The 22,119-nt window shown below is 70.3% G+C and carries 22 protein-coding genes; all 22 read right to left on the bottom strand.

Translation table 11 applies throughout. From position 1 onward, the window contains the following. Nucleotide 1 precedes the first annotated feature (1 nt). On the bottom strand, nucleotides 2–1,312 hold the full coding sequence (locus tag FM105_RS08525) for a bifunctional phosphopantothenoylcysteine decarboxylase/phosphopantothenate synthase (protein ID WP_087007280.1): 1,311 nt from the start codon (nucleotides 1,310–1,312) through the stop codon (nucleotides 2–4). Then, nucleotides 1,309–1,686 (bottom strand): DNA-directed RNA polymerase subunit omega, encoded by a 378-nt coding sequence (gene rpoZ, locus FM105_RS08520; protein ID WP_256970309.1) that lies wholly within the window; start codon nucleotides 1,684–1,686, stop codon nucleotides 1,309–1,311. The genes FM105_RS08525 and rpoZ overlap by 4 nt, the downstream gene beginning before the upstream one ends. Before the next feature lie 66 nt (nucleotides 1,687–1,752). Further along, the gene (gmk, locus tag FM105_RS08515; protein WP_087007277.1) at nucleotides 1,753–2,313 is read right to left on the bottom strand and encodes a guanylate kinase; all 561 of its coding nucleotides are present in this window, start codon (nucleotides 2,311–2,313) and stop codon (nucleotides 1,753–1,755) included. Then, nucleotides 2,310–2,624: an integration host factor, actinobacterial type gene (gene mihF / locus FM105_RS08510; protein ID WP_087007275.1), complete on the bottom strand. Its 315-nt coding sequence runs from the start codon at nucleotides 2,622–2,624 to the stop codon at nucleotides 2,310–2,312. Before mihF ends, gmk begins: the two co-directional genes overlap by 4 nt. A 57-nt stretch (nucleotides 2,625–2,681) precedes the next feature. Continuing rightward, a complete protein-coding gene (gene pyrF, locus FM105_RS08505) occupies nucleotides 2,682–3,530 on the bottom strand; it encodes an orotidine-5'-phosphate decarboxylase (protein ID WP_087007273.1) in 849 nt (282 codons plus the stop codon). Then, entirely contained in the window at nucleotides 3,527–6,799 is a 3,273-nt protein-coding gene (gene carB, locus FM105_RS08500) for a carbamoyl-phosphate synthase large subunit (RefSeq protein ID WP_087007271.1), read from the bottom strand. Before carB ends, pyrF begins: the two co-directional genes overlap by 4 nt. A 22-nt stretch (nucleotides 6,800–6,821) precedes the next feature. Next, nucleotides 6,822–7,976 (bottom strand): glutamine-hydrolyzing carbamoyl-phosphate synthase small subunit, encoded by a 1,155-nt coding sequence (gene carA, locus FM105_RS08495; RefSeq protein ID WP_087007269.1) that lies wholly within the window; start codon nucleotides 7,974–7,976, stop codon nucleotides 6,822–6,824. 1 nt (nucleotide 7,977) lies between these two features. Continuing rightward, the gene (locus tag FM105_RS08490) at nucleotides 7,978–8,469 is read right to left on the bottom strand and encodes a PH-like domain-containing protein (RefSeq protein ID WP_087007267.1); all 492 of its coding nucleotides are present in this window, start codon (nucleotides 8,467–8,469) and stop codon (nucleotides 7,978–7,980) included. Beyond that, entirely contained in the window at nucleotides 8,457–9,740 is a 1,284-nt protein-coding gene (locus FM105_RS08485) for a dihydroorotase (RefSeq protein WP_373404772.1), read from the bottom strand. The genes FM105_RS08490 and FM105_RS08485 overlap by 13 nt, the downstream gene beginning before the upstream one ends. A 26-nt stretch (nucleotides 9,741–9,766) precedes the next feature. Further along, nucleotides 9,767–10,762 carry an aspartate carbamoyltransferase catalytic subunit gene (locus FM105_RS08480; protein WP_087007263.1) on the bottom strand — a complete coding sequence of 332 codons (996 nt, stop codon included), beginning with the start codon at nucleotides 10,760–10,762 and terminating at the stop codon, nucleotides 9,767–9,769. Continuing rightward, on the bottom strand, nucleotides 10,759–11,346 hold the full coding sequence (gene pyrR / locus FM105_RS08475; protein WP_087007261.1) for a bifunctional pyr operon transcriptional regulator/uracil phosphoribosyltransferase PyrR: 588 nt from the start codon (nucleotides 11,344–11,346) through the stop codon (nucleotides 10,759–10,761). Before pyrR ends, FM105_RS08480 begins: the two co-directional genes overlap by 4 nt. A gap of 54 nt (nucleotides 11,347–11,400) precedes the next feature. Continuing rightward, a complete protein-coding gene (gene nusB / locus FM105_RS08470) occupies nucleotides 11,401–11,799 on the bottom strand; it encodes a transcription antitermination factor NusB (RefSeq protein ID WP_087007258.1) in 399 nt (132 codons plus the stop codon). Beyond that, nucleotides 11,796–12,359: an elongation factor P gene (efp, locus tag FM105_RS08465; protein WP_087007256.1), complete on the bottom strand. Its 564-nt coding sequence runs from the start codon at nucleotides 12,357–12,359 to the stop codon at nucleotides 11,796–11,798. The genes nusB and efp overlap by 4 nt, the downstream gene beginning before the upstream one ends. Before the next feature lie 91 nt (nucleotides 12,360–12,450). Beyond that, nucleotides 12,451–13,569 carry a 3-dehydroquinate synthase gene (aroB, locus tag FM105_RS08460; protein ID WP_087007254.1) on the bottom strand — a complete coding sequence of 373 codons (1,119 nt, stop codon included), beginning with the start codon at nucleotides 13,567–13,569 and terminating at the stop codon, nucleotides 12,451–12,453. Beyond that, nucleotides 13,566–14,240, bottom strand: coding sequence for a shikimate kinase (locus FM105_RS08455; RefSeq protein ID WP_087007251.1), 675 nt, complete (start codon nucleotides 14,238–14,240; stop codon nucleotides 13,566–13,568). The genes aroB and FM105_RS08455 overlap by 4 nt, the downstream gene beginning before the upstream one ends. A gap of 13 nt (nucleotides 14,241–14,253) precedes the next feature. Continuing rightward, the gene (gene aroC / locus FM105_RS08450; protein ID WP_087007249.1) at nucleotides 14,254–15,438 is read right to left on the bottom strand and encodes a chorismate synthase; all 1,185 of its coding nucleotides are present in this window, start codon (nucleotides 15,436–15,438) and stop codon (nucleotides 14,254–14,256) included. A 10-nt stretch (nucleotides 15,439–15,448) separates the two neighbouring features. Then, entirely contained in the window at nucleotides 15,449–16,198 is a 750-nt protein-coding gene (locus tag FM105_RS08445; RefSeq protein ID WP_087007247.1) for a prepilin peptidase, read from the bottom strand. After that, on the bottom strand, nucleotides 16,198–17,067 hold the full coding sequence (locus FM105_RS08440) for a shikimate dehydrogenase family protein (protein ID WP_179207126.1): 870 nt from the start codon (nucleotides 17,065–17,067) through the stop codon (nucleotides 16,198–16,200). The genes FM105_RS08445 and FM105_RS08440 overlap by 1 nt, the downstream gene beginning before the upstream one ends. Then, nucleotides 17,060–18,202, bottom strand: coding sequence for an endolytic transglycosylase MltG (gene mltG, locus FM105_RS08435; RefSeq protein WP_087007243.1), 1,143 nt, complete (start codon nucleotides 18,200–18,202; stop codon nucleotides 17,060–17,062). Before mltG ends, FM105_RS08440 begins: the two co-directional genes overlap by 8 nt. 12 nt (nucleotides 18,203–18,214) lie before the next feature. Next, the gene (ruvX, locus tag FM105_RS08430; RefSeq protein ID WP_087007241.1) at nucleotides 18,215–18,679 is read right to left on the bottom strand and encodes a Holliday junction resolvase RuvX; all 465 of its coding nucleotides are present in this window, start codon (nucleotides 18,677–18,679) and stop codon (nucleotides 18,215–18,217) included. Continuing rightward, complete coding sequence (gene alaS / locus FM105_RS08425) at nucleotides 18,676–21,330, bottom strand: alanine--tRNA ligase (protein ID WP_087007239.1); 2,655 nt, start codon at nucleotides 21,328–21,330, stop codon at nucleotides 18,676–18,678. Before alaS ends, ruvX begins: the two co-directional genes overlap by 4 nt. 142 nt (nucleotides 21,331–21,472) lie before the next feature. Beyond that, nucleotides 21,473–22,099 (bottom strand): 30S ribosomal protein S4, encoded by a 627-nt coding sequence (rpsD, locus tag FM105_RS08420; RefSeq protein WP_087007236.1) that lies wholly within the window; start codon nucleotides 22,097–22,099, stop codon nucleotides 21,473–21,475. Between the last annotated feature and the right edge of the window lie 20 nt (nucleotides 22,100–22,119).

Below are 22,119 nucleotides of genomic sequence, written 5' to 3'. Positions count from 1 at the left end.
CCTATCGACTGCGTTCGGCCGCGACTGCGGCGATGACATCGTTCGACACGTGGGCCTTGGAGCCCTCGCTGCGTGCCACTTCCTCCGCACCGTCGGCACCTGCGCGGTAGACGACCACGGCGTTGTCGTCGTGGCCGAACGCGCGGTCGCCCGAGACGTCGTTGAAGACAAGGAGGTCGCAGCCCTTCCGGAGCAGCTTCGCCTGGGCGAGCGACTCCGCGGAGGTGTCATGCGAACCGGTCTCCGCCGCGAAGCCGACGAGCAGCTGGCCCGTGCGTGTGCGTCCCGCGTCGCGGAGCTCGACGAGCCCGCGGAGGATGTCGGGATTCTCGACCAGCGCGATCGTGAGGTCGTCGCCGGTCTTCTTCATCTTGTGCTGGGCTGCGGCGGCGGGCCGGTAGTCGGACACGGCCGCGGCCATGACGATCACATCGGCACTCGACGCGTGGGCCGTGCACGCCGCCTCGAGTTCGGCCGTGGTGCTCACATGCTCGATGTCGACGCCGGCGGGGAGCGAGGCGAGCACATCGGAGTCGACGTTCGCGGCGATGAGGGTGACGCGGGCGCCCGCAGTCGCGGCTGCGGCCGCCAGAGCCGCCCCCTGCTTCCCGGAGGAGCGGTTGCCCAGGAAGCGCACGGGGTCCAGGGGTTCGCGCGTTCCGCCTGCGCTCACGATGACCGAGGCGCCGGACAGTGCGCCGTCTGCCCGGGACTCGTCTGTCCGGGAGTCATCGGCGGGAGCAACTGGAGTGACCGTGGAGGCGTCGGCTGAGTCGGGTGCTGCCGAACGACCGGTCGCCGCGAGCGCCGCCTGGATGATGTCGTCGGGCTCCGGCAGGCGACCGGGGCCCGTGTCCGCACCCGTGAGGCGGCCGGACGCCGGCTCGATGACGGTCCAGCCGCGGGCGCGCAGCGTCGCGACGTTGTCGACCGTCGCGGCGTTGAACCACATCTCGGTGTGCATCGCGGGCGCGACGACCACGGGGCACGTGGCTGTGAGGAGGGTGGCGGTGAGGAGGTCGTCGGCCATGCCGGCACGGGCGCGGGCCAGCAGGTCCGCAGTCGCCGGTGCTACGACGACCAGGTCCGCCTCGTGCCCGATGCGCACGTGCTCCACGTTCTCCACGCCCTCGAACACGGTCGTGGAGACGGGTTCGCCGCTGAGCGCCTCCCAGGTGGGAGCGCCCACGAATCTCAGCGCGGCCTCCGTCGGCACGACGCGCACGGCGTGGCCGCGCTCGCGCAGGCCCCGGAGCACGTGTGCGGCCTTGTAGGCCGCGATGCCCCCGGTCACACCGAGGACGATCCTCATTCGGTGCCGGCCTCCGGTGCGGGCTCCTCGGAGATCGGCGAGGTGAACGCGTCTGCGCCGAATGCCTCGTCGTAGGCGAAGTTGTGCGGGTACTCGATGTCCGTCACCGGAGCGAAGTCGGCCTCCGTGGGCTCACGCATGATGAGCTTGCCCTCGTGGATCTCGCGCAGCGCGATCGACAGCGACTTCTCGTTCGCCTCAGGCGTGACGAGCGGCCCCACGTTCTCGAGCAGGCCCTCCTGCAGCTGTGCGTAGTACGAATTGATCTGGCGGGCACGGCGCGAGCTCTGGACGACGAGCTCGTACTTCGAATCCGTCACGGCGAGCAGGTCGTCGATCGGCGGGAACGTGATTCCCTCGGGTGTGTGTGCCACAGATTCTCCCTCTGGTTCGGATGCGCGCACGACCATCGGGCCGTGCGGTGAATGGGTGTGCCGACCCTAGGCGGGTCGGGAGACTCCCATCAAGTCTACTAGCTCCGCCGCTGCGGCGTGCACATCGTGGTTGACGATGGTGACGTCGAACTCCGATTCGGCGGCGAGTTCCCTCTTCGCGGTCGCGAGCCTGCGCTCCTGCTCCTCACCCGATTCCGTGCCCCGACCGACGAGGCGGCGCACCAGCTCGTCCCAGCTGGGCGGAGCGAGGAACACGAACAGCGCATCGGGCATCGCCTCGCGCACCTGCCGAGCACCCTGGAGGTCGATCTCGAGGAGCGGCGATCCCCCGGCCGCGATCTGCTCGTCGACGGGACCGCGCGGCGTGCCGTAGCGGTTGCGCCCGTGGACGACCGCATACTCGAGCAGCTCTCCGTCCGCGATCATCCGGTCGAACTGCTCGTCGCTGAGGAACCGGTAGTGCACGCCGTCCACCTCCCCCGGGCGCGGAGCGCGCGTCGTCGCCGACACGGAGAACCAGACGTCCGGGAACGCCTCGCGGATGCGCGCACTCACTGTGCCCTTGCCGACGGCGGTCGGACCCGCGAGGACGGTGAGGCGGCTCATCCGGCGAAGCGGTCCAGCAGAGCGGCGCGCTGGTGCACACCCAGCCCCTTGATGCGACGTGAGGCTGCGATGCCGAACTCCTCCATGAGTGCTGTGGCACGACGGTCGCCCACGCCCGGAAGGGAGCGCAGGAGGTCGTGGACCTTCATCTTGCGGAGCGATTCGTCTGCCGCGGCTCTCTCGAGCACTGCGGCGAGCGTCGTCTCACCGTTCTTCAGGGCCGCCTTGACTTCAGCGCGCGCCTGTCTGGCTGCGAACGCCTTGTCGAGGGCGGCTTCCCTCTCCTGCGGGGTCAGCTGCGGAAGTGCCACGGCAGTGTCTCCTCGTCCGGGGGTCCGGTGAGCTCCCGCCTGGAAGCTCTCGTCGGCTCAGTCTACGCCGAGGCCGCCCAGGAGTTCACCTGTGAGTTCTGCGATCCTCCCGGTCAGGGCCTCGGGCGACGGCCCGGCGGAGCTCACGCCGCGTGACGCGTTCACCAGGAGGCGGTGACCGCGGGCGTGCGGGCCGAACAGCTCGAGCAGGTCCGCGGTCCCTGCCCCCTGCGCGCCGTACCCGGGGGTGAGGATGGGTCCCGGGAAGGAGCCGAGGTCGATGCCGAGGTCTGCCGCGGCAGAGCCGATCGTCGCGCCGACGACGGCTCCGATGCGCCCCGGGCGTGTCGCCGATGCCTCCGCCGCGTGCCGCAGGATCGCGCCGCCCACGGACTCTCCGTCCGCGCCGCGGGCGTGCTGGACGTCCGGACCGGACGGGTTCGACGTCAGCGCCAGGACGAACGCGATCGCGTCCTCGGCCTCGAGCAGGTCGAGCACCGGGGTGAGCGAGCCGAAGCCCAGGTAGGGCGAGACGGTCACAGCGTCCGCCCGCAGCGGCGAGTCCTGCCGCACCCACGCGGCGGCGTACCCGGACATCGTCGAGCCGATGTCTCCGCGCTTCGCATCCGCGATGGAGAACAGTCCGGCGCTCCTCGCCGCGGCCAGGATCTCTTCGAGGACTGCGATGCCCGCAGAGCCGAACCGCTCGAAGAGGGCGACCTGCGGCTTCACGATCCGAGCCGGGGAGTCGGCGACCGCGGTGAGGATCCGGTCGGCGAACACGCGGGCACCCGCGGCCGTGTCCTCGAGGCCCCACGCCGCGAGCTCGCCCGCGTGGGGGTCGATCCCCACGCAGAGCGGGCTCGCGGCGAGAGCGGCGCGCAGCCGCTCAGGAGCCGATGTCACGCCCAGTCCTGCAGGGAGCGGACGTCCATCGTCTCCGACTGGAGCGATTCGATCGCGGACACCGCCGCGGACAGCTCGTCGGCCGTCGTGAGGAGCGGGGTGTTCGACACGGTGGCCGCAGCGCGGATCTCGTAGCCGTCCGCACGCTCCTGCCGCCCGCCCGGCACGTTGACCACGAGGTCGAACTCGCGCTCCACGATCCGATCGAGCGCCGACTTCTCGTCGCCCGCGGTCTCGAAGTGCTTGCGGACGGTCTCCGCCGCGATGCCGTACCGCGCCAGGACCGCAGCGGTGCCCGACGTCGCGACGATCGTGAAGCCCATGTCCGTGAGCAGCTTCACCGGCAGGATCAGCGCGCGCTTGTCCCGATCCGCGACTGACACGAACACCGTGCCCGACGTGGGCAGCGCGGTGGATGCGCCGAGCATCGCCTTGGCGAACGCGCGCGGGAAGTCCCGGTCGACTCCCATGACCTCTCCCGTCGAGCGCATCTCCGGACCGAGGATCGAATCGATCGACCGTCCGTCGACCGTGCGGAACCGGCGGAACGGGAGGACCGCCTCCTTGACGGCGATGGGGTGGTCCAGGGGCAGGCGCGAGCCATCGCCCTCGGACGGCAGCAGGCCTCCGCGCATGTCAGCGATCGTCCGGCCGACCGCGACGAGCGCTGCGGCCTTCGCGAGCTGCGTGCCGGTCCCCTTCGAGATGAAGGGCACTGTCCGCGACGCGCGCGGGTTCGCCTCGATCACGTAGAGCACGTCCGCCGCGAGTGCGAACTGGATGTTCAGCAGGCCGCGCACACCGGTGCCCTCGGCGATTCCGGCCGTCGCCGTGCGGACGCGCTCGAGCACCGCCTCGCCCAGGGTCAGCGGAGGCAGGACGCACGCGGAGTCGCCGGAGTGGATCCCAGCCTCCTCGATGTGCTCCATGATGCCGCCGATGAAGACCTCATGGCCGTCGTACAGCGCGTCGACGTCGATCTCGATGGCGTCCTCGAGGAAGCGGTCGACGAGCACCGGCCTGTCGGTCGACACCTCCGTCGCGGTCTCCATGTAGCCGAGGAGCTGCTCCGCGTCGTAGACGATCTGCATGCCTCGGCCGCCGAGCACGTAGGAGGGGCGCACCAGCACGGGGTATCCGATGCGGTCCGCGATCTCCACCGCCTCGGCGTACGTCGTGGCCGTGCCGTGCTGCGGTGCCTGCAGGCCCGCAGCGGCGAGCACCTGTCCGAACTCTCCGCGGTCCTCGGCCAGATCGATGGCCTCGGGCTGCGTGCCGAGCACCGGCACGCCCGCGGCCTTGAGATCGGCGGCCAGTCCCAGCGGCGTCTGTCCGCCCAGGGTGCACACCACTCCTGCAACGGGGCCCGCGGCGGATTCCGCGGCGTAGACCTCCATGACGTCCTCGAACGTGAGGGGCTCGAAGTACAGGCGGTCGGCCGTGTCGTAGTCCGTCGAGACGGTCTCCGGGTTGCAGTTGACCATGACCGTCTCATAGCCGGCCTCGCCCAGGGCCATCGTCGCGTGGACGCACGAGTAGTCGAACTCGATCCCCTGGCCGATCCGGTTGGGTCCGGAGCCCAGGATGATGACCGCCTCGCGCTCGCGGGGCAGCACCTCGGACTCCTCCTCGTACGTCGAGTAGTGGTACGGGGTGCGGGCCTCGAACTCACCGGCGCACGTATCGACCGTCTTGTAGACCGGGCGCACGGCCAGGGCGTGGCGCACGCCGCGGACGACCGTCTCGTCCAGGGAGCGCAGCACGGCGATCTGGTGATCGGAGAATCCGGTCTCCTTGGCCAGCACCAGGAGCTCCTGGGTGAGCGCGTCCGCGCCGGCGACCTCGTCGGCGACCTCCTGGAGCTGGAGGATCTGGTCGAGGTACCACGGGTCGATCCAGCTGGCCGCGAACACGTCGTCGATGGACATCCCCGAGGCCAGGGCGAGGCGCACGGAGTGGATGCGGTCCGCCGTGGGGTGGGCGAGCTTCGCCGTGAGGTCGTCGCGCACCTGCGCATCGGACAGGTCGACGCGGGACGAGAAGTCGAACTCCGCATCGGACTGCTCGAGCGACCGCATGGCCTTGAGCAGCGCCTGTCCGAAGGTGCGGCCCAGTGCCATGACCTCGCCGACGCTCTTCATGGTCGTCGTCAGGGTGGGATCCGCTGCGGGGAACTTCTCGAACGCGAAGCGCGGGATCTTCACGACGACGTAGTCGAGTGCCGGTTCGAACGAGGCCGGAGTCACTTCGGTGATGTCGTTGGGGATCTCGTCCAGCGTGTACCCCACGGCGAGCTTCGCGGCGATCTTCGCGATCGGGAAGCCGGTCGCCTTGGAGGCCAGGGCGGACGACCGGGAGACGCGCGGATTCATCTCGATGACGATGATCCGACCTGTGGCGGGGTCGACCGCGTACTGGATGTTGCAGCCGCCGGTCTCGACTCCGACCTCGCGGATGACGGCGATGCCGATGTCCCGCATCCGCTGGTACTCGCGGTCCGTGAGGGTCAGCGACGGGGCCACGGTGATCGAGTCGCCGGTGTGCACCCCGACCGGGTCGACGTTCTCGATCGAGCAGATGACCACCACATTGTCGTTGCGGTCGCGCATGAGCTCGAGCTCGTACTCCTTCCAGCCGAGGATGCTCTCCTCGAGCAGCACCTCGTTGGTGATGGAGTCGTGCAGTCCGTCGCCCGCGATCCGACGGAGGTCCTCCTCGTCGTGGGCGAGGCCCGATCCCAGTCCGCCCATCGTGAAGGACGGGCGGACCACGAGCGGATAGCCGAGGACCTCCGCACCCGCGATGACCTCGTCCATGGACGTGCAGATCAGCGAGCGCGCGGACTCGCCGCCGACGGATTCGACGACGTCTTTGAACTTCTGGCGGTCCTCACCGCGCTGGATCGCCTCGACGTCGGCGCCGATGAGCTCGACGCCGTACTTCTCGAGGACACCCGAGTCGTGGAGTGCGATCGCGGCGTTGAGCGCGGTCTGCCCGCCCAGGGTCGGCAGGAGGGCGTCGGGCCTCTCCTTCACGATGATCGACTCGATGACGTCGGGATCGATCGGCTCGACGTAGGTGGCGTCGGCGATCTCCGGATCGGTCATGATCGTCGCGGGGTTGGAATTCACGAGGATGACGCGGAGTCCCTCGTCGCGGAGGACGCGGCAGGCCTGCGTCCCGGAGTAGTCGAACTCGCAGGCCTGACCGATGACGATGGGTCCTGAGCCGATGACGAGTACTGATGTGAGGTCGTCTCTGATGGGCACTTCTCGGGTCTCCTTGTGCGTCTCAGGCGCGGGTAGCGGTCCGGCGGCCGGTCATCATGTCCGCGAAGCGGTCGAACAGACCCTGCGAATCATGGGGACCGGCGGCGGATTCGGGGTGGAACTGGACGGAGAACGCCGGGATGTCGAGGCATTGCAGGCCCTCGACGACACGGTCGTTGAGTGCGATGTGACTGACCTGGACGCGGCCGAAGGACTCCTGCGGCGCGGTGACCGGATCGCCGATGGGAGCGTCGACCGCGAAGCCGTGGTTCTGGCACGTGATCTCGACCTTCCCCGTGGCGACGTCCAGCACCGGCTGGTTCGCACCCCGGTGGCCGAAGGCGAGCTTGAACGTCCCGAAGCCCAGTGCTCGGCCCAGCAGCTGATTGCCGAAGCAGATGCCGAAGAACGGGATCCCCGCGCCGAGCACTTGGCGGATGACGTCGACCTCGTAATCGGAGGCTGCGGGGTCGCCGGGTCCGTTGGAGAAGAACACGCCGTCGGGATCCATCGCCTCGACGTCCTCGAACGGGGTGGAGGCGGGCACGACCCGCACCTCGATGCCCCGTGCTGCGAGCAGCTCGGGCGTCGCCGACTTGATGCCGAGGTCGTAGGCGACGACGGTCAGCCGCTTCTCCCCCACTGCCGGCACGGTGTACGCCTGGGCGGTCGTGACCCGGTCGACGAGGCGCGATCCGGCCATGGGCGGCGTGTCACGCACCGCGACCAGCTGCGCCGCTGCGTCCAGCTGGAGCTCGTCACCGGAGAAGATCCCTGCGCGCATTGCTCCCCGATCGCGCAGGTGGCGTGTGAGGGCACGGGTGTCGACACCGCTGATGCCGACGATGCCGCGGCGGCGCAGCCGGTCCTCCAGGCTCTCCGTCGCGCGCCAGTTCGACACGCGTCGGGAGGCCTCGCGGACGACGTATCCGCTCACCCAGTAGCCGTTCGACTCGTCGTCCTCGTCGTTGACTCCGGTGTTCCCGATGTGGGGAGAGGTCTGAACGACGATCTGTCCGTAGTAGGACGGGTCGGTGAGCGTCTCCTGGTAGCCGGTCATGCCGGTGGCGAAGACCGCTTCGCCGACGGTTCGGCCCGACGCGCCGTATGCGCGGCCCCGGAAGGTGCGGCCGTCCTCGAGGACGAGGACCGCGGGTGGACGTGAGAGCAGGGACATGTCAGTCCTCCTCGATCTGGCGGCGGATGGAAGTGATGAGTGGCGTGCGGGTGTCGGCGGCCCGGGTGCGGAAGCCGGATTCGAGGGCTATGCCGCCCAGCGTCCAGCCGATGACCACGAGGCCGTCCGGCTCGACGAACTTGCCGATCATCCCCTGCGAGCTGCGGACGCCGGTGACGTCGGCCCAGGGGATCAGGAAGTCGCCGGTCCCGGCACGGTCGATGACGATGCCCGCATCGGTCACGACGACGTCTGCGGCGGTGCGCAGGCCCAGACCGTGGACCGCGATGCGATCGTACGGGTCCCCGGCCGCGGTGGTCGCGACGTACATGCCGTCGACCGGTCCGTGGATGACGGGGGTCCCCTCGAGCGGACGCGCGGGCACGGGCACGCCCGCCTGCGAGGCGGTCCTCTGCTTCCAGCCCCGTCGCATGAGGAGGAAGACGACGATGACGACGAGCAGGAGTGCGGCCGCTGGGATCAGTCGTTCCATGGCCCTGCTTCCGCGAACTCGAGAGGTGTGCCGAGGGCCCCGGACGCGTAGACGCGCCGGCCGAAGAGGAAGGTGTCCACGATGCGCGTGCCCAGGGTCCGCCCCCGGAACGGGTTGTTCCGCCCCATCGTCGCGTGCGCGTCCGGATCCACGGTGTGCGCCGCGTCGGGGTCGACGAGGACCAGGTTGGCTCCGGTGCCGATCTCCAGCGAGCCGTGGTGCGCGAGACCTGCGATCTGCGCCGGGCGGGCACTCATGACGCGGGCGAGGTCGGCTGCGGAGAAGTCATGGTCCGCCATCGCGTGGGCGACGACGGGCAGCGCGGTCTCCATCCCCACCATCCCCATGGCCGCGGCGGTCCATTCCACGCACTTGTGCTCTGCCGGGTGCGGTGCGTGGTCGGTGCCGACCACGTCGATCGTGCCGTCCGCCAGTGCGGCGCGCAGTGCGCGGACGTCCTCATCCGTGCGCAGCGGAGGATTCACCTTGAAGACGGGGTCGTAGCTGCGCACCTCCTCATCCGTGAGGAGCAGGTGGTGCGGCGTCACCTCCGCCGTGACCCGGATGCCGCGGGCCTTCGCCCAGCGGATGAGTTCGACGCTGCCGGCGGTCGAGACGTGGCAGACGTGCAGGCGCGAGCCCACGTGCTCCGCGAGCAGGACGTCGCGGGCGATGATGGATTCCTCCGCCACCGCAGGCCAGCCAGGAAGTCCGAGCTGCGCGCTGACGGCCCCCTCGTTCATCTGCGCGCCCTCCGTGAGCCGCGGCTCCTGCGCGTGCTGCGCGATGATCCCGTCGAACGCCTTCACGTACTCCAGGGCCCGGCGCATGACGAGGGGATCCCAGACGCAGTGCCCGTCATCGGAGAACATCCGCACACGGGCCTCGGAGTCCGCCATGGCACCGAGCTCGGCGAGCGTCGAGCCTGCGAGTCCGACGGTGACCGCGCCGACGGGGACGACCTGGGTGAAGCCCGCGGCGCGGCCCAGCCGGTGGACCTGCTCGACGACCCCGGCCGTGTCTGCGACGGGCGAGGTGTTGGCCATGGCATGCACGGCGGTGTAGCCGCCCGCCGCCGCGGCGCGGGAACCGGTGAGGATGGTCTCCGCGTCCTCCCGCCCGGGCTCCCGCAGGTGCGTGTGCATGTCGACGAGGCCGGGCAGCGCGAGCAGCCCGTCGGCGTCGACCACCGTGGAGGGGGACGCCGCATCGGCGGGGTCGGCGAAGACGCCGTCGACGATCGCGATGTCGGCGCGGGTGCCGTCCGGCATCCGCGCTGCACGGATGAGTGTGGAGTTCACGACTGTCCTTCCCGACCGCCCGTGGCGGCCGACTGTCCTGTGAGGAGGCGGTAGAGCACGCTCATGCGCACGCTCACGCCGTTCGCGACCTGGTCCAGCACGACCGCCCGTGGGGAGTCGGCGGCCGCCGCGCCGATCTCGAACCCGCGGTTCATGGGGCCCGGATGCATGATCGCGCAGTGCGACGGGAGCGCGCGGACGCGGAGGTCCGTGAGTCCCCAGCGGCGCGCGTACTCCCGTGCGGTGGGGAAGAACGCCTGCTGCATGCGCTCCTGCTGCACGCGCAGCATCATGAGCGCGTCGAAGGAGTGCTCTGCGATGGCCTCGTCGAGGTCGTAGGCGATGTCGCAGTCCCAGCTGTCCGCCCCGATGGGCAGCAGGGTCGGAGGCGCGATGAGCACGACCCGCGCGCCCAGGGTCGTGAGCAGGTGCACGTTGGAGCGTGCGACGCGCGAGTGGAGGATGTCTCCGACGATGCCCACGACCGCACCGTCCAGTCCCAGTCCCCGGGCGCCGTCCGCCGGGCCCGATGCCGGCAGTCCGGCGAGCACCCTGCGGAGCGTGAACGCGTCCAGGAGCGCCTGCGTGGGGTGCTCGTGCGTCCCGTCCCCCGCGTTCACGACGGGTGCGTCGATCCATCCTGAGGTGGCGAGCCTGTGCGGGGCGCCGGAGCCGCTGTGGCGGATGACGACGCCGTCCGCGCCCATCGCGGAGAGCGTCTGAGCCGTGTCCTGCAGGCTTTCGCCCTTGGACACGGACGAGCCCTTCGCGGAGAAGGTGATGACGTCGGCCGACAGCCGCTTCGCAGCGGCCTCGAAGGAGATCCGGGTCCGGGTCGAATCCTCGAAGAAGAGGTTGACCACCGTGAGGCCGCGCAGCACCGGCAGCTTCTTCACCTCCTGGGTGGAGACGAGGCTCATCTCCTCAGCGGTGTCGAGCAGGTCGATCGCCTCGGTGCGCGAGAGGTCGGCGGTGGAGAGCAGGTGCTTCATCGTGACTCCCCCTGTGCGGATCCGTCCGCTGCGCCGTCCGGATCCGGGCCGGTGATCGTCACGGCGTCCGCACCGTCGATCTCCTGCACGAGCACGCCGACCCGTTCGTCGAGTGCACTGGGGATGTTCTTCCCGACATGATCCGCGCGGATCGGCAGCCGCCGGTGACCGCGGTCCACGAGCACGGCGAGCCGCACCGCCTCCGGGCGTCCGATCGCGGAGACCGCGTCGAGCGCAGCGCGGACGGAGCGGCCGGAGAACAGGACGTCGTCGACGAGGACGACCGTCCGTCCGTCGATCGTGCCGCCGGGGATGCGTGTGGGCTCTGCGGAGCGGAGGCGGCCCGATCGCAGATCATCGCGGTGCATCGTGATGTCGAGTGCCCCGGCGAGAGCGGACGCGTCCGCGCTCGGCTCGATACGGGCGATCGCCTCTGCAAGGCGTGCGGCCAGCGGCACGCCCCGTGTCGGGATGCCCAGGAGCACGAGGCCCTCCGGCCCCTTGTTGGCTTCGAGCACTTCGTGCGCGATGCGTGTGAGCGCGCGATGGATCTCAGGTCCATCGAGCACGGTTCGCTGCTTCATGTGTGTTCCTTCCCCGTCTCTCCGGACGGCGTTAAAGGATTCGCTGTGGACGCCCTACGAGTCTAGCCCGGCGATGCGGGACAGGACGCCGGACACGTAGCCGGCCGATTCCTCGGTGGAGAAGTCCCGCGCGAGCGCCTGGGCCTCACTGATCGCGACGGGTGTGTCGATGTCCGCATTGTGCAGGATCTCCCACGACGCGAGCCTGAGGATCGCACGGTCGACCGCGGGCATCCGCTCGAGCGTCCAGCCGCGCGCGAAGGTGCGGATCAGCTCGTCGATCTCGTCGCGGTGCGAGCCCACGCCCTCGACGATCTCCACGGCGTACGCCTTCATGGGGTAATCGGGATCGCTGGAGCGCAGCGGCACGAGATCACCGATCTCGATGCTGCGCGCCTCCGATTCGAAGAGCAGTTCGAGCGCCCGACGGCGGGCGCGGGTGCGCGCGCTCACTCCTTGACGCGGCCCAGGTAGTCGCCGTTGCGGGTGTCGACGCGGACCTTCACGCCCTCGTCGAGGAACAGCGGGACCTGGATCTCCAGCCCGGTCTCCACGGTGGCGGGCTTGGTGCCGCCGGACGAGCGGTCGCCCTGCAGACCCGGCTCCGTGTGCGTGATGGTCATCTCGACGGCCGCGGGGAGCTCGACGTACAGCGGGGTGCCGTCGTGGAAGGCGACCTGGAGCTCCTGGTTCTCGAGGATGTAGTTCGACGCATCGCCCACGAGCTGCGGCGAGAGCATGACCTGCTCGTAGTCGGACGAATCCATGAAGACGTAGTCGGTGCCGTCGTGGTACAGGTACTGCATGTCGCGGCGGTCGACGTTCGCGGTCTCGACCTTCGTGCCCGCGTTGAACGTCTTGTCGATGGTCTTGCCGCTCATCACGTTCTTGATCTTCGTGCGCACGAACGCCGGGCCCTTGCCGGGCTTCACATGGAGGAACTCCTGGACCTGCCAGAGCTGTCCGTCGAGGTTGAGAACCATGCCGTTCTTCAGGTCGTTGGTCGTAGCCACAGATCGTGTCCTTTGCGTTGAGAGCGTGGGCCGCGCGCGTGCGCGGATCGAGTGTAGCAAGGCGGGTGGGGCCCACCGTGCGGGGAACCGGTCAGAGCGACACGGGACCCAGTGTGGTGGTCGGCGACTGCTCGCCGATCTCCTGGTACGCGGAGAAGAGGATCGCGTCGTCGGGGACCTCCGTCACGACCGGTGCGCCCACGTCGTCGAGCAGGACGAAGCGGAGGATCGTCCCGCGGGCCTTCTTGTCCCGGCGCATCGTCTCGAGCAGCTGGGGCCAGCGGTCGCCCCGGTACCCGACAGGCAGGCCGAGCTTCGAGAGCACGCTGCGATGACGGTCCACGACCGCGGAGTCGAGGCTGCGCAGCATCGCGGACAGCTCTGCGGCGAACACCATCCCCGCCCCCACAGCGGCGCCGTGGCGCCACTGGTAGCGCTCATTGCGCTCGATCGCGTGGGCGAGGGTGTGGCCGTAGTTGAGGATCTCCCGGCGTCCGGACTCCTTGAAGTCCTCGGACACGACGGCCGCCTTCACCCGCACGGCCCGCTCGATCACCTCGCGCAGGACCGGGGAGTCGTGCCGTGCGAGCTCCTCGCGCGGGTGGGATTCGATGAGGTCGAGGATCGCCGGGTCCGCGATGAAGCCGCACTTCACCGCCTCCGCGAGTCCCGTGAACAGTTCGTTCTCGGGAAGCGTCTGCAGGGTGTCTGTGTCGATGAGGACCGCTGAGGGCGAGTGGAAGGCCCCGACGAGGTTCTTCCCCTCCGAGGTGTTGATCGCCGTCTTACCGCCCACCGCCGCGTCGATCATGCCGAGCACGGTCGTCGGGATGTTGATGTACTGGATGCCGCGCAGCCAGGTGGCCGCGACGAAGCCGCCGACGTCGGTCACCGCCCCGCCGCCCACGTTCACGATCGCATCCGTGCGCGTGAAGTCGGACTGTCCGAGGATCTGCCAGCAGAAGCCCGCCACCTGCAGGTGCTTCGCCTCCTCCGCATCGGGGATCTCCGCGCTGACCGCTTCGAACCCGGCCTCGGAGAGCTCGTCGCGGACGACCTCTCCCGTGGTGCGCAGCGCGCGGGGATGGATGACGAGCACGCGGTGCGTGCGGCCGCCCAGCAGTGCGGGGAGCTCTCCCAGGAGTCCGCTGCCGAACACGATGGAGGTGGACGTCTCCCCCGTGATGTCCAGGGTGGTGCGTTCGGTCATGCGTCTGTCCTCCTGTGGGCCCCGTCGGGGCCGGGTTCGGTTCCCTCGTGCGGAGGGGTGTCCTGGTAGCGGGCGTACTCCTCCGCCCGCTGCAATCCTGTGAGTACATCGACGATCCGGTTGACGACCGTCGACGGAGGTCCGTGCGAGGCGGCCACCTGTGCGGTCGCGATCTCGTCGTAGAGCGATCGGCGCTCGTCGACGATCGCCCGCCACCGGGCCACTGGATCCTCGTCGCCCGCCAGCAGCGGACGGCTCGAACCGCCCAGTCGCAGTGCCGCGGTCTCGTCGTCGATCTCGATCCCGATGACCTTGAGCGCGGGGTGCCGCAGCTGCGCGCGGGTGCCGCTGTTGAGGATCGCCCCGCCTCCCAGCGAGACCACCGCGGGCTCATCGAGCAGCCGGCGCAGCGTCCGTCGGACGACCTCGCGCTCGATCTCCCGGAACCGCGGCTCACCCCGAGCCGCGAAGATCTCCGGGATCGCGCCGTGGGCGGCGACGATCTGGGCGTCGGTGTCGTACAGCGGCAGTCCGAGCCGGGCTCCCAGCAGCCGGCCGATGGTCGACTTCCCCGCCGCGGGGGGACCGATCAGGACGATCCGGGCGCCGGAGGCCGGAGCAGGGTCGAGCGGTGGGGCCGGGCGGGGAAGCGGAGCCTCCTCCGGCACCATCACTGACCGCACCTCATTCCGCGCTCAGCGGCAGCGCATCACGGTAGGTGCGGATGTTCCGATCCACCTCCGCGACGGAATCGCCGCCGAACTTCTCCAGCACCGCCTGCGCCAGCACCAGGGCGACCATCGCCTCGGCGACCACGCCCGCAGCCGGGACGGCGCACACATCGGAGCGCTGATGGTGCGCGCTCGAGGCTTCGCCGGTGGCGACGTCGACGGTCTGCAGCGCGCGCGGGACGGTGGCGATGGGCTTCATCCCCGCGCGCACGCGCAGCGGTCCGCCCGTCGACATGCCGCCCTCGACACCGCCGGACCGGTCGCTCAGTCGGCGGACGCCGCCGGGGGCCGGCACCATCTCGTCGTGGGCCGCGGACCCGCGACGGCGCGTGGTCTCGAAACCGTCGCCCAGCTCCACCCCCTTGATCGCCTGGATCCCCATGAGGGCCCCTGCGAGCCGGGAGTCCAGACGACGATCGCCGTGGACGAAGGAGCCCAGGCCGGGCGGCAGCCCGTCGGCGACGACCTCGACGACCCCGCCGAGCGTGTCGCCGGCGCGCCGCGCATCGTCGACCTCGGCCACCATCCGTGCGGACAGTTCGGGGTCGAAGCAGCGCATCGGGTCCGCGTCGAGCGCCTCCACGTCATCGGCCGAGGGGGTCGGAGCGTCGCGCTCCCCCTCCACCGGGCCGATCGCGACGGTGTGGGACACCAGACGGATGCCGAGCTCGGCCAGCAGCGCCTGGGCGACGGTGCCGAGCGCGACCCGCGTCGCCGTCTCACGGGCGGAGGCGCGCTCCAGGACCGGTCGGGACTCGTCGAATGCGTACTTCTGCATGCCGACGAAGTCCGCGTGGCCCGGGCGGGGGCGCGTGAGCTTCGCCGCACGCGCCATCCCCTCGAGCTCTGTGGGGTCCACGGGGTCCGCACTCATGACCCGTTCCCACTTGGGCCATTCGGTGTTCCCGATCTCGATCGCGACGGGACCGCCCATCGTGCGACCGTGGCGCACGCCGCCGAGGAACCGGATCTCGTCCGCCTCGAACTTCATGCGGGCACCTCTGCCGTAGCCCAGGCGCCTGCGCGCGAGTGCCGCGGACACCTGGTCCCGGGTGATCGGTATGTGGGCGGGGAGGCCCTCGATGATTCCGACGAGCTCCTCACCATGGGACTCGCCTGCAGTAAGCCAACGCAACATTCTCCGGAGTCTACCGAAGTCCGGCGTACACCAATGGCCCGGTCCACATGCCGAGGAGCAGGTGTGGGCCGTAGGCGATCCGCGTCGCCATCCCCTGCCGCAGCACAGCCACCCTGACGAGGGCCTCGCACAGCGCGCACACCTGCGCGACGACGAACGCCGCAAGCACAGCACCCGTCCCCACCAGGGCCGTGAGCGACCCCAGCACCACGGCGAGCTTCACGTCGCCCAGACCGATCGCGAGTCCGCGACCGCGACCGCCGATGACGGACACGAGCAGCACGAGGAGACCGCTGAGCACTCCGAGGACGACGGCGGTGAGGGGACGATGCCCGCCGTCCACCACCGGCCCCGATGCCCCTGCAGCCCATGAGCCGATCAGACACGCCGCCGTGAGCGCGATGAGCGGGAGCACGATCCGGTCCGGGAGCCTCCGGATGCGCAGATCGATCCACAGGAGGAACGGTGTCGCACCCGCCGCGGCGCCCACGGCGACGCCCAGGCAGAGAGCGGGGAGCAGCTGAGAGCCGGCCGGGGCCTCGGCGACGGGAGTGAGGAGACCCACGGCGACCGGGGCGATGATCGCCAGGGCCGTCCCCGCAGCGACGAGGACGATGTCGAACCAGCGGTGCCCGCCCCCGGGGCGCAGCAGACGGATCCCCGCCTCGTCCGCGACGAACCACGGCAGCCTGGCGACGAGGAGGCAGGCCACCGTCGCCGCTGCGACCGCGGCGGCCGCGATCGTCGCGAGACCGGCCATCAGCGGCTCCGGAGCACTGCGTCCATCGCATCGCGGATCGTCGGGCGCGCCTGCTCGGCGAGGGACTCGTCCAGACCTGCGAGGCGGGCGAACCGCACGTGCTGCTCGACCGCCTGGTGCAGCAGCATCCGACCGCCGTCCACGACGATCGCCCCGCGGTCCGCGAGCGCGCGGTGGACGGGGGCCGCCGACGCGGCGTAGGCGACGTCGAAGAAGAGGCCCTCCAGGCTGGAACGATAGGGCAGCCGATCGGCATCGAGCGCTCCCGCCGGCAGGGTCGACAGCGTCAGGCCCCGCTCCCCCGGCACCCAGTCGGGCAGATCGCAGACGCTCGCCGTGAGCCCGAGCGATTCTGCGACCCCGCGCGCGTCACCGGCCCGCGTGCGGTCGCGGACGAAGAGGCGCACGTGGGCGATCCCGAGGCGAGCGGCGGCCACGAGCGCGGAACCTGCAGTGGCCCCCGCGCCCAGGACATCCGCCGCATCGGACCACGGCGCTGCCGCCGCGCCGCGTTCTGCGAGCGCCTCCGTGATCGCTTCGACGATGCCGGCCACGTCGGTGTTGAGCACATCGACAGGACCCTCCGGAGGGCGCAGGAGCGTGTTGCCGCCACCCGTCGCCAGCGCGTCGGCGTCCACCTGCCAGCCGCGTGCGCCCGCCAGCTCGAGGAGACGTCGCTTCAGGGGCATCGTGAGGGAGAGCCCCACGAGAGCGGGATGGGAGTCGAGGAGGGCCTCCAGCCCCGCCTCCTGGACCTCGATGCGGCCGTACCGGAAGTCGGTCAGGCCGATCGCGGCTGCGGCGGCGGTGTGCAGCTGGGGCGAGAGCGAGTGGGCGATCGGCGATCCGAGGACCGCGAACTCACCCATCGGACGCCCCTCCATCGCTGCGGCTCCGCAGCCATTCCCGGTATTCCTCGACGTTCTCGAGGTGCTCGTCATAGGTCTCCGCGAACCGGGTCTCCCCCGTGTCCGGATCGACCGCGACGAAGAACTGCCAGTCCCCGTCGGCCGGATCCATCGCGGCGTCGACCGCTTCACGACCGGGAGAGTTGATCGGTCCGGGCGGCAGACCGGGGTGCATGTACGTGTTGTACGGGTTGTCGTCCTCGCGCTCCTCCGCCGTCGTCGTGAGATCGTCCCGCGCGCCGTGGATGTAGGCGATGGTCGCATCCGATTGCAGGAGGCCGTTCGTCTCCGAATCGTCGCCCGTGCGATTGAGGAAGACGCGCGCCACCTGGCGGCGCACCTCCGGGTCTGCGGGCGACTCGATCTCCACGAGGCTCGCAAGGGTGAGCAGCTCGTGCGCCTCGTCCAGGGCGATGCCCGCATCGTCCAGTTCGTGCGCGGTCCGATCTACCATCTCCTGGACCACCTCCTCAGCCGTCGCCCCCGGTCGGACGTCGTAGGTCGCGGGGAACAGGTAGCCCTCCAGGCTCGGAGCGTCGAGGTCGAGGCCGTAGTCGGCCGGCGTCTTCTCCTCGATCGCGGCCGTCACGTCGTCGTCCGCCATCCCGGATTCGACCATCCGGGCCTGGATGTCCACGAGTGCGAGGCCCTCCGGGATCACGACCTGGGGTGCCGATTCGGGGTTCACCATCGCTTCGACCGCGGCGGCCGAGCTCATCTGCGAGCGCAGCGAATAGGTCCGCGCCTGGAACGTCGCCTCCTGCTCCTCCGCCTCTCGGATGAAGGGGCGCGAGGACTTGATGACGTCCTCCTCGACGAGCTGGTTGGCGATCTGTGTCGTCGAGGTGCCCGGCAGCACCTCGACGACGACGGGTTCGCCGCCGGAGCCCTCGTAGTCGTCGGAGCGGCCGAGCACCTCCTGCACCGCACCGGTGGTGACGCTCACGGCGACGATCCCGCCGATGCCGAGCACCAGCAGCGCCGCGACGACGATGGTCGTCGTCCGCCGTCGCCTGAGCATCCGTCTCCGCCTGCGTGCCTTGAGCTCCGACCGCGTGAGCTGATCGTCGATGTCCAAGTCGTCCACGTCGTGCATGTGGGCGTACTCCTACTCGTCCAGGGGCGTGCCCGCAGGGCTGCCGCCGCTCTTCTCGGTATCGAGCGCGGCCTGCAGGATCAGGACGGCCGCGACTGCGTCGACGATCTCACGACGCTGTCTGGAATTCCTCCCCGCAGACTGCAGCACACCGTGCGCCTGCACAGTGGTGAACCTCTCATCGACCAGTCGGATCGGGACGTCGACGGCCGCGGCGACCGCACGGAGGAAATCCTCCGCCGCCCCGACCGCGGCGCGGTCGCTCCCGTCGAGGGAGCGGGGACGGCCGGCGACGATCTCCAGTGCGGACTGCTCGGCGACGAGCGCGGCGATCCGCGACACGGCAGTCGCGTCGTCGTCGCGCCGGACGACCTCGAGCGGTGTCGCGAGGATCCCGTCGGGATCGCACGAGGCGACTCCCACGCGCACGCTGCCGACGTCCAGAGCGATCCTGCGGCCTCTCCGGAAGCCGGTCATGCGTCCGTGATCGCCGCGGCGACGGCATCGAGCGCCTGCGGGATGCGGGTCGGGTCCTGGCCGCCGCCCTGGGCGAGGTCCGGCTTCCCGCCGCCACCGCCGCCCAGTTCGCCGCACGCGCGCTTGACGAGGTCGCCGGCGCGCAGTCCGCGCGCCTGGGCTCCCGCAGACGCCGCGATGACGACGCTGGGCTTGCCGCCCACCGTGCCCGCCGCCGCGACGACCACCGCGTCCGCCTCGATCCGGTTCCGCACGTCGGTGACGAAGCTGCGCACGTCGCCGGCGTCCGCGACGTCGCCCAGGTCCGTCGCGGAGTAACGGACACCGGCCACGTCACGCGCGGACGCGACCGCCTCCGCAGAGGCTGCGAGCACGCGATCGCGACCCATCTCCGCGATTCTGCGCTCGGCGTCCTTGAGACGCTCGAGCAGGGACTCGACACGGCCGGGGACATCCGTTCCCGGCACCTTCAGCATCTCCGACAGCGACCGGAGGATGGTCCGCTCGCGAGCGAGCCCGCGGAACGCGTCGAGACCGACCGAGGCCTCCACGCGCCGGGTGCCGGAGCCCACCGATGCCTCCGACAGCAGCGAGATCGGTCCGACCTGGCTGGTGCGGCCGATGTGGGTGCCGCCGCACAGTTCCCGGGAGAACGGTCCGCCGATGTCGACGACGCGCACCACGGAGGGGTACTTCTCCCCGAACAGCGCGAGCGCGCCGGAGCGCTTCGCATCCTCGAGGGGAAGGTACTCGTAGCTGACCGCGAGGTCATCGCGGACGGCCACGTTCGCCGCGTCCTCGATCTCCTCGCGCATGGCGGGGGTGAGCGCGTCGGGGTAGGCGTAGTCGAACCGCATGTAGCCGGGCTGGTTGAGCGAGCCCGCCTGGACCGCGTGCGGTCCGAGCACGGTGCGCAGCGCGGAGTGGACGAGGTGCGTCGCGGAGTGGGCCTGGGCCGCGGCGAAGCGGTGGTCCGGATCCACCTCCGCGAACACGTCGGCTCCGCGGGTGAGCTCACCCTCGAGGACCTCGATCCGGTGTGCGGAGAGACCCTTGAGGGGGGCCTGGACGTCCAGGACGCGCGCGGTGAAGCCGTCGCCGTGGACGATCCCGCGGTCAGCGCGCTGTCCGCCCGCCTCCGCGTAGAAGGGAGTGACGTCGAGCACGAGGTCGAGGGTGTCGCCTGCGGCGGCGCGGTCGACGGCGCCCCCCTCGGACACGAGACCGCGGATCCGCGCGTCGGACGTGAGAGCGTCGTAGCCGACGAATTCGGATGCGCCCTCGTCCAGCAGCTGCGAGTACGCGCTCAGATCGGCACCGCCGCCCTTCTTCGACTTCGCGTCCGCGCGGGCGCGCTCTCGCTGCTCCTGCATGAGGGTGCGGAAGCCTGCTTCGTCGACGGACACGCCGTGCTCGGCCGCCATCTCGAGAGTCAGGTCGATCGGGAAGCCGTGCGTGTCGTGGAGGGCGAAGGCGATGTCCCCGGAGATGTCGCCGCCTGTGCCCACCCGGTCGACCGCCCCGGCGAGCAGCTGGGTGCCGGACTCCAGGGTCCGCAGGAACGCGGTCTCCTCCGCGTACGCGACGCGCGAGATCCGCTCGAAGTCCGTCTCGAGCTCCGGGTAGGAGTCCTTCATGACCTCCATCGAGAGCGGGAGCAGGTGGGGCAGCACGGGCTCCGTCACGCCGAGCAGACGCATCGCGCGCACAGCGCGGCGCAGGAGCCTGCGGAGGATGTAGCCGCGGCCCTCATTGGCCGGCCGGACGCCATCGCCGATGATGACGAGCGCCGAGCGCACGTGGTCGGCGACGACGCGCATGCGGACGTCGTCGGCCTCGAGCGCACCGTACTCCCGCCCTGAGAGGCGGCTCGCAGCACTGATGACGGGGAACACCTCGTCGATCTCGTACATGTTCTCGACGCCCTGCTTGAGGAACGCGACGCGCTCCAGACCCATGCCGGTGTCGATGTTCTTGGCGGGCAGATCGCCCCTGATGTCGAAGTCGGTCTTCGACCGCACGGCGGACAGCTCGAACTCCATGAACACGAGGTTCCAGATCTCGATGTACCGGTCCTCGTCGGCCTCCGGTCCCCCCTCGGATCCGTAGTCGGGGCCGCGGTCGTAGTAGATCTCGGAGCAGTAGCCGCCTGGGCCGGGCTGGCCGGTGTGCCAGAAGTTGTCCTCGCTGCCGCGGAACTGGATGCGCTCGCGCGGGACCGATGTCTCCTCCAGCCACAGGTCGACCGTCTCCGCATCGTCGCGGTGGACGGTGGCCCAGAGGCGATCGGGATCGAACCCGAGTCCTCCGGCCGACTCCGGGTGCGTCAGCAGCTGCCACGCGAAGCGGATCGCCTCGGCCTTGAAGTAGTCGCCGAAGGAGAAGTTGCCGTTCATCTGGAAGAACGTGCCGTGGCGGGTCGTCTTGCCGACCTCTTCGATGTCCTGGGTGCGCACGCACTTCTGGACGCTCGTCGCCCGGGGGAAGGGAGCGGGCTCACGGCCCGTGAGGTACGGGATGAACTGGACCATACCCGCGATGTTGAACAGGATCGACGGATCGCTGCTGATGACCGATGCGGACGGGACCACGGTGTGGCCGTTCTCCTCGAAGAACGTCAGCCAGCGCTTCCTGATCTCTGCAGTCCTCATCCGGGTGGCATCCTTTCGTACGAGCGCTCGCCGCTGGTCGACGAACCGCCTCACAGCATAGTGGAGGGGGAGAACGAACGGGCCGCCGCACACCGGTGTGGTGTGCGGCGGCCCGCATGCGCTCAGGGTCCCTGGAGACCGATCAGCGCGAGTAGTGCTCGACGACCAGCTGGACGTCGGCGGTCACGGGGACCTCGACGCGCTTCGGGCGACGCAGCAGCGTCGACTGCAGCGCCTCGAGCTCGACCTTGAGGTAGCCCGGGACGGCGGGGAGCACGTCGCGGTGCGCACCTGCGGCGGCGACCTGGAACGGATCGGTCTCAGCCGAACGCGGCTTCACGTGGATCATCTGACCCTCCTTCACGCGGAAGGACGGGCGGTCCACGAGCTGTCCGTCGACCATGATGTGGCGGTGCACGACGAACTGGCGAGCCTGCGCGATCGTCCGGGCGAAGCCGGAGCGCAGGACGAGTGCGTCGAGTCGCATCTCCAGCATCTCGACGAGGTTCTCACCGGTCAGACCCGGGAGGCGCTTCGCCTCCTTGTACGTGTTCAGCATCTGGACCTCGCGGATGCCGTACTGCGCGCGCAGACGCTGCTTCTCCTTGAGGCGGACCGAGTAGTCCGAGTCGTTGCGGCGGCGTGCGCGGCCGTGCTCGCCCGGGGGGTACGGGCGGCGCTCGAAGTACTTCTCAGCCTTCGGCGTGAGCGGGATGCCGAGTGCGCGCGAGAGGCGCACCTGGCGACGATGACGTGCGGGAGCAGTCATGGAATGCCTTTCTTCGTGAC

The sequence above is a fragment of the Brevibacterium yomogidense genome, assembly GCF_900163715.1.
In the GTDB taxonomy this organism is placed as follows: Bacteria; Actinomycetota; Actinomycetes; order Actinomycetales; family Brevibacteriaceae; genus Brevibacterium; species Brevibacterium yomogidense_A.
Note: the sequence above shows the minus strand (reverse complement) of the source record. Positions and strands in the feature narration are given on the sequence as shown.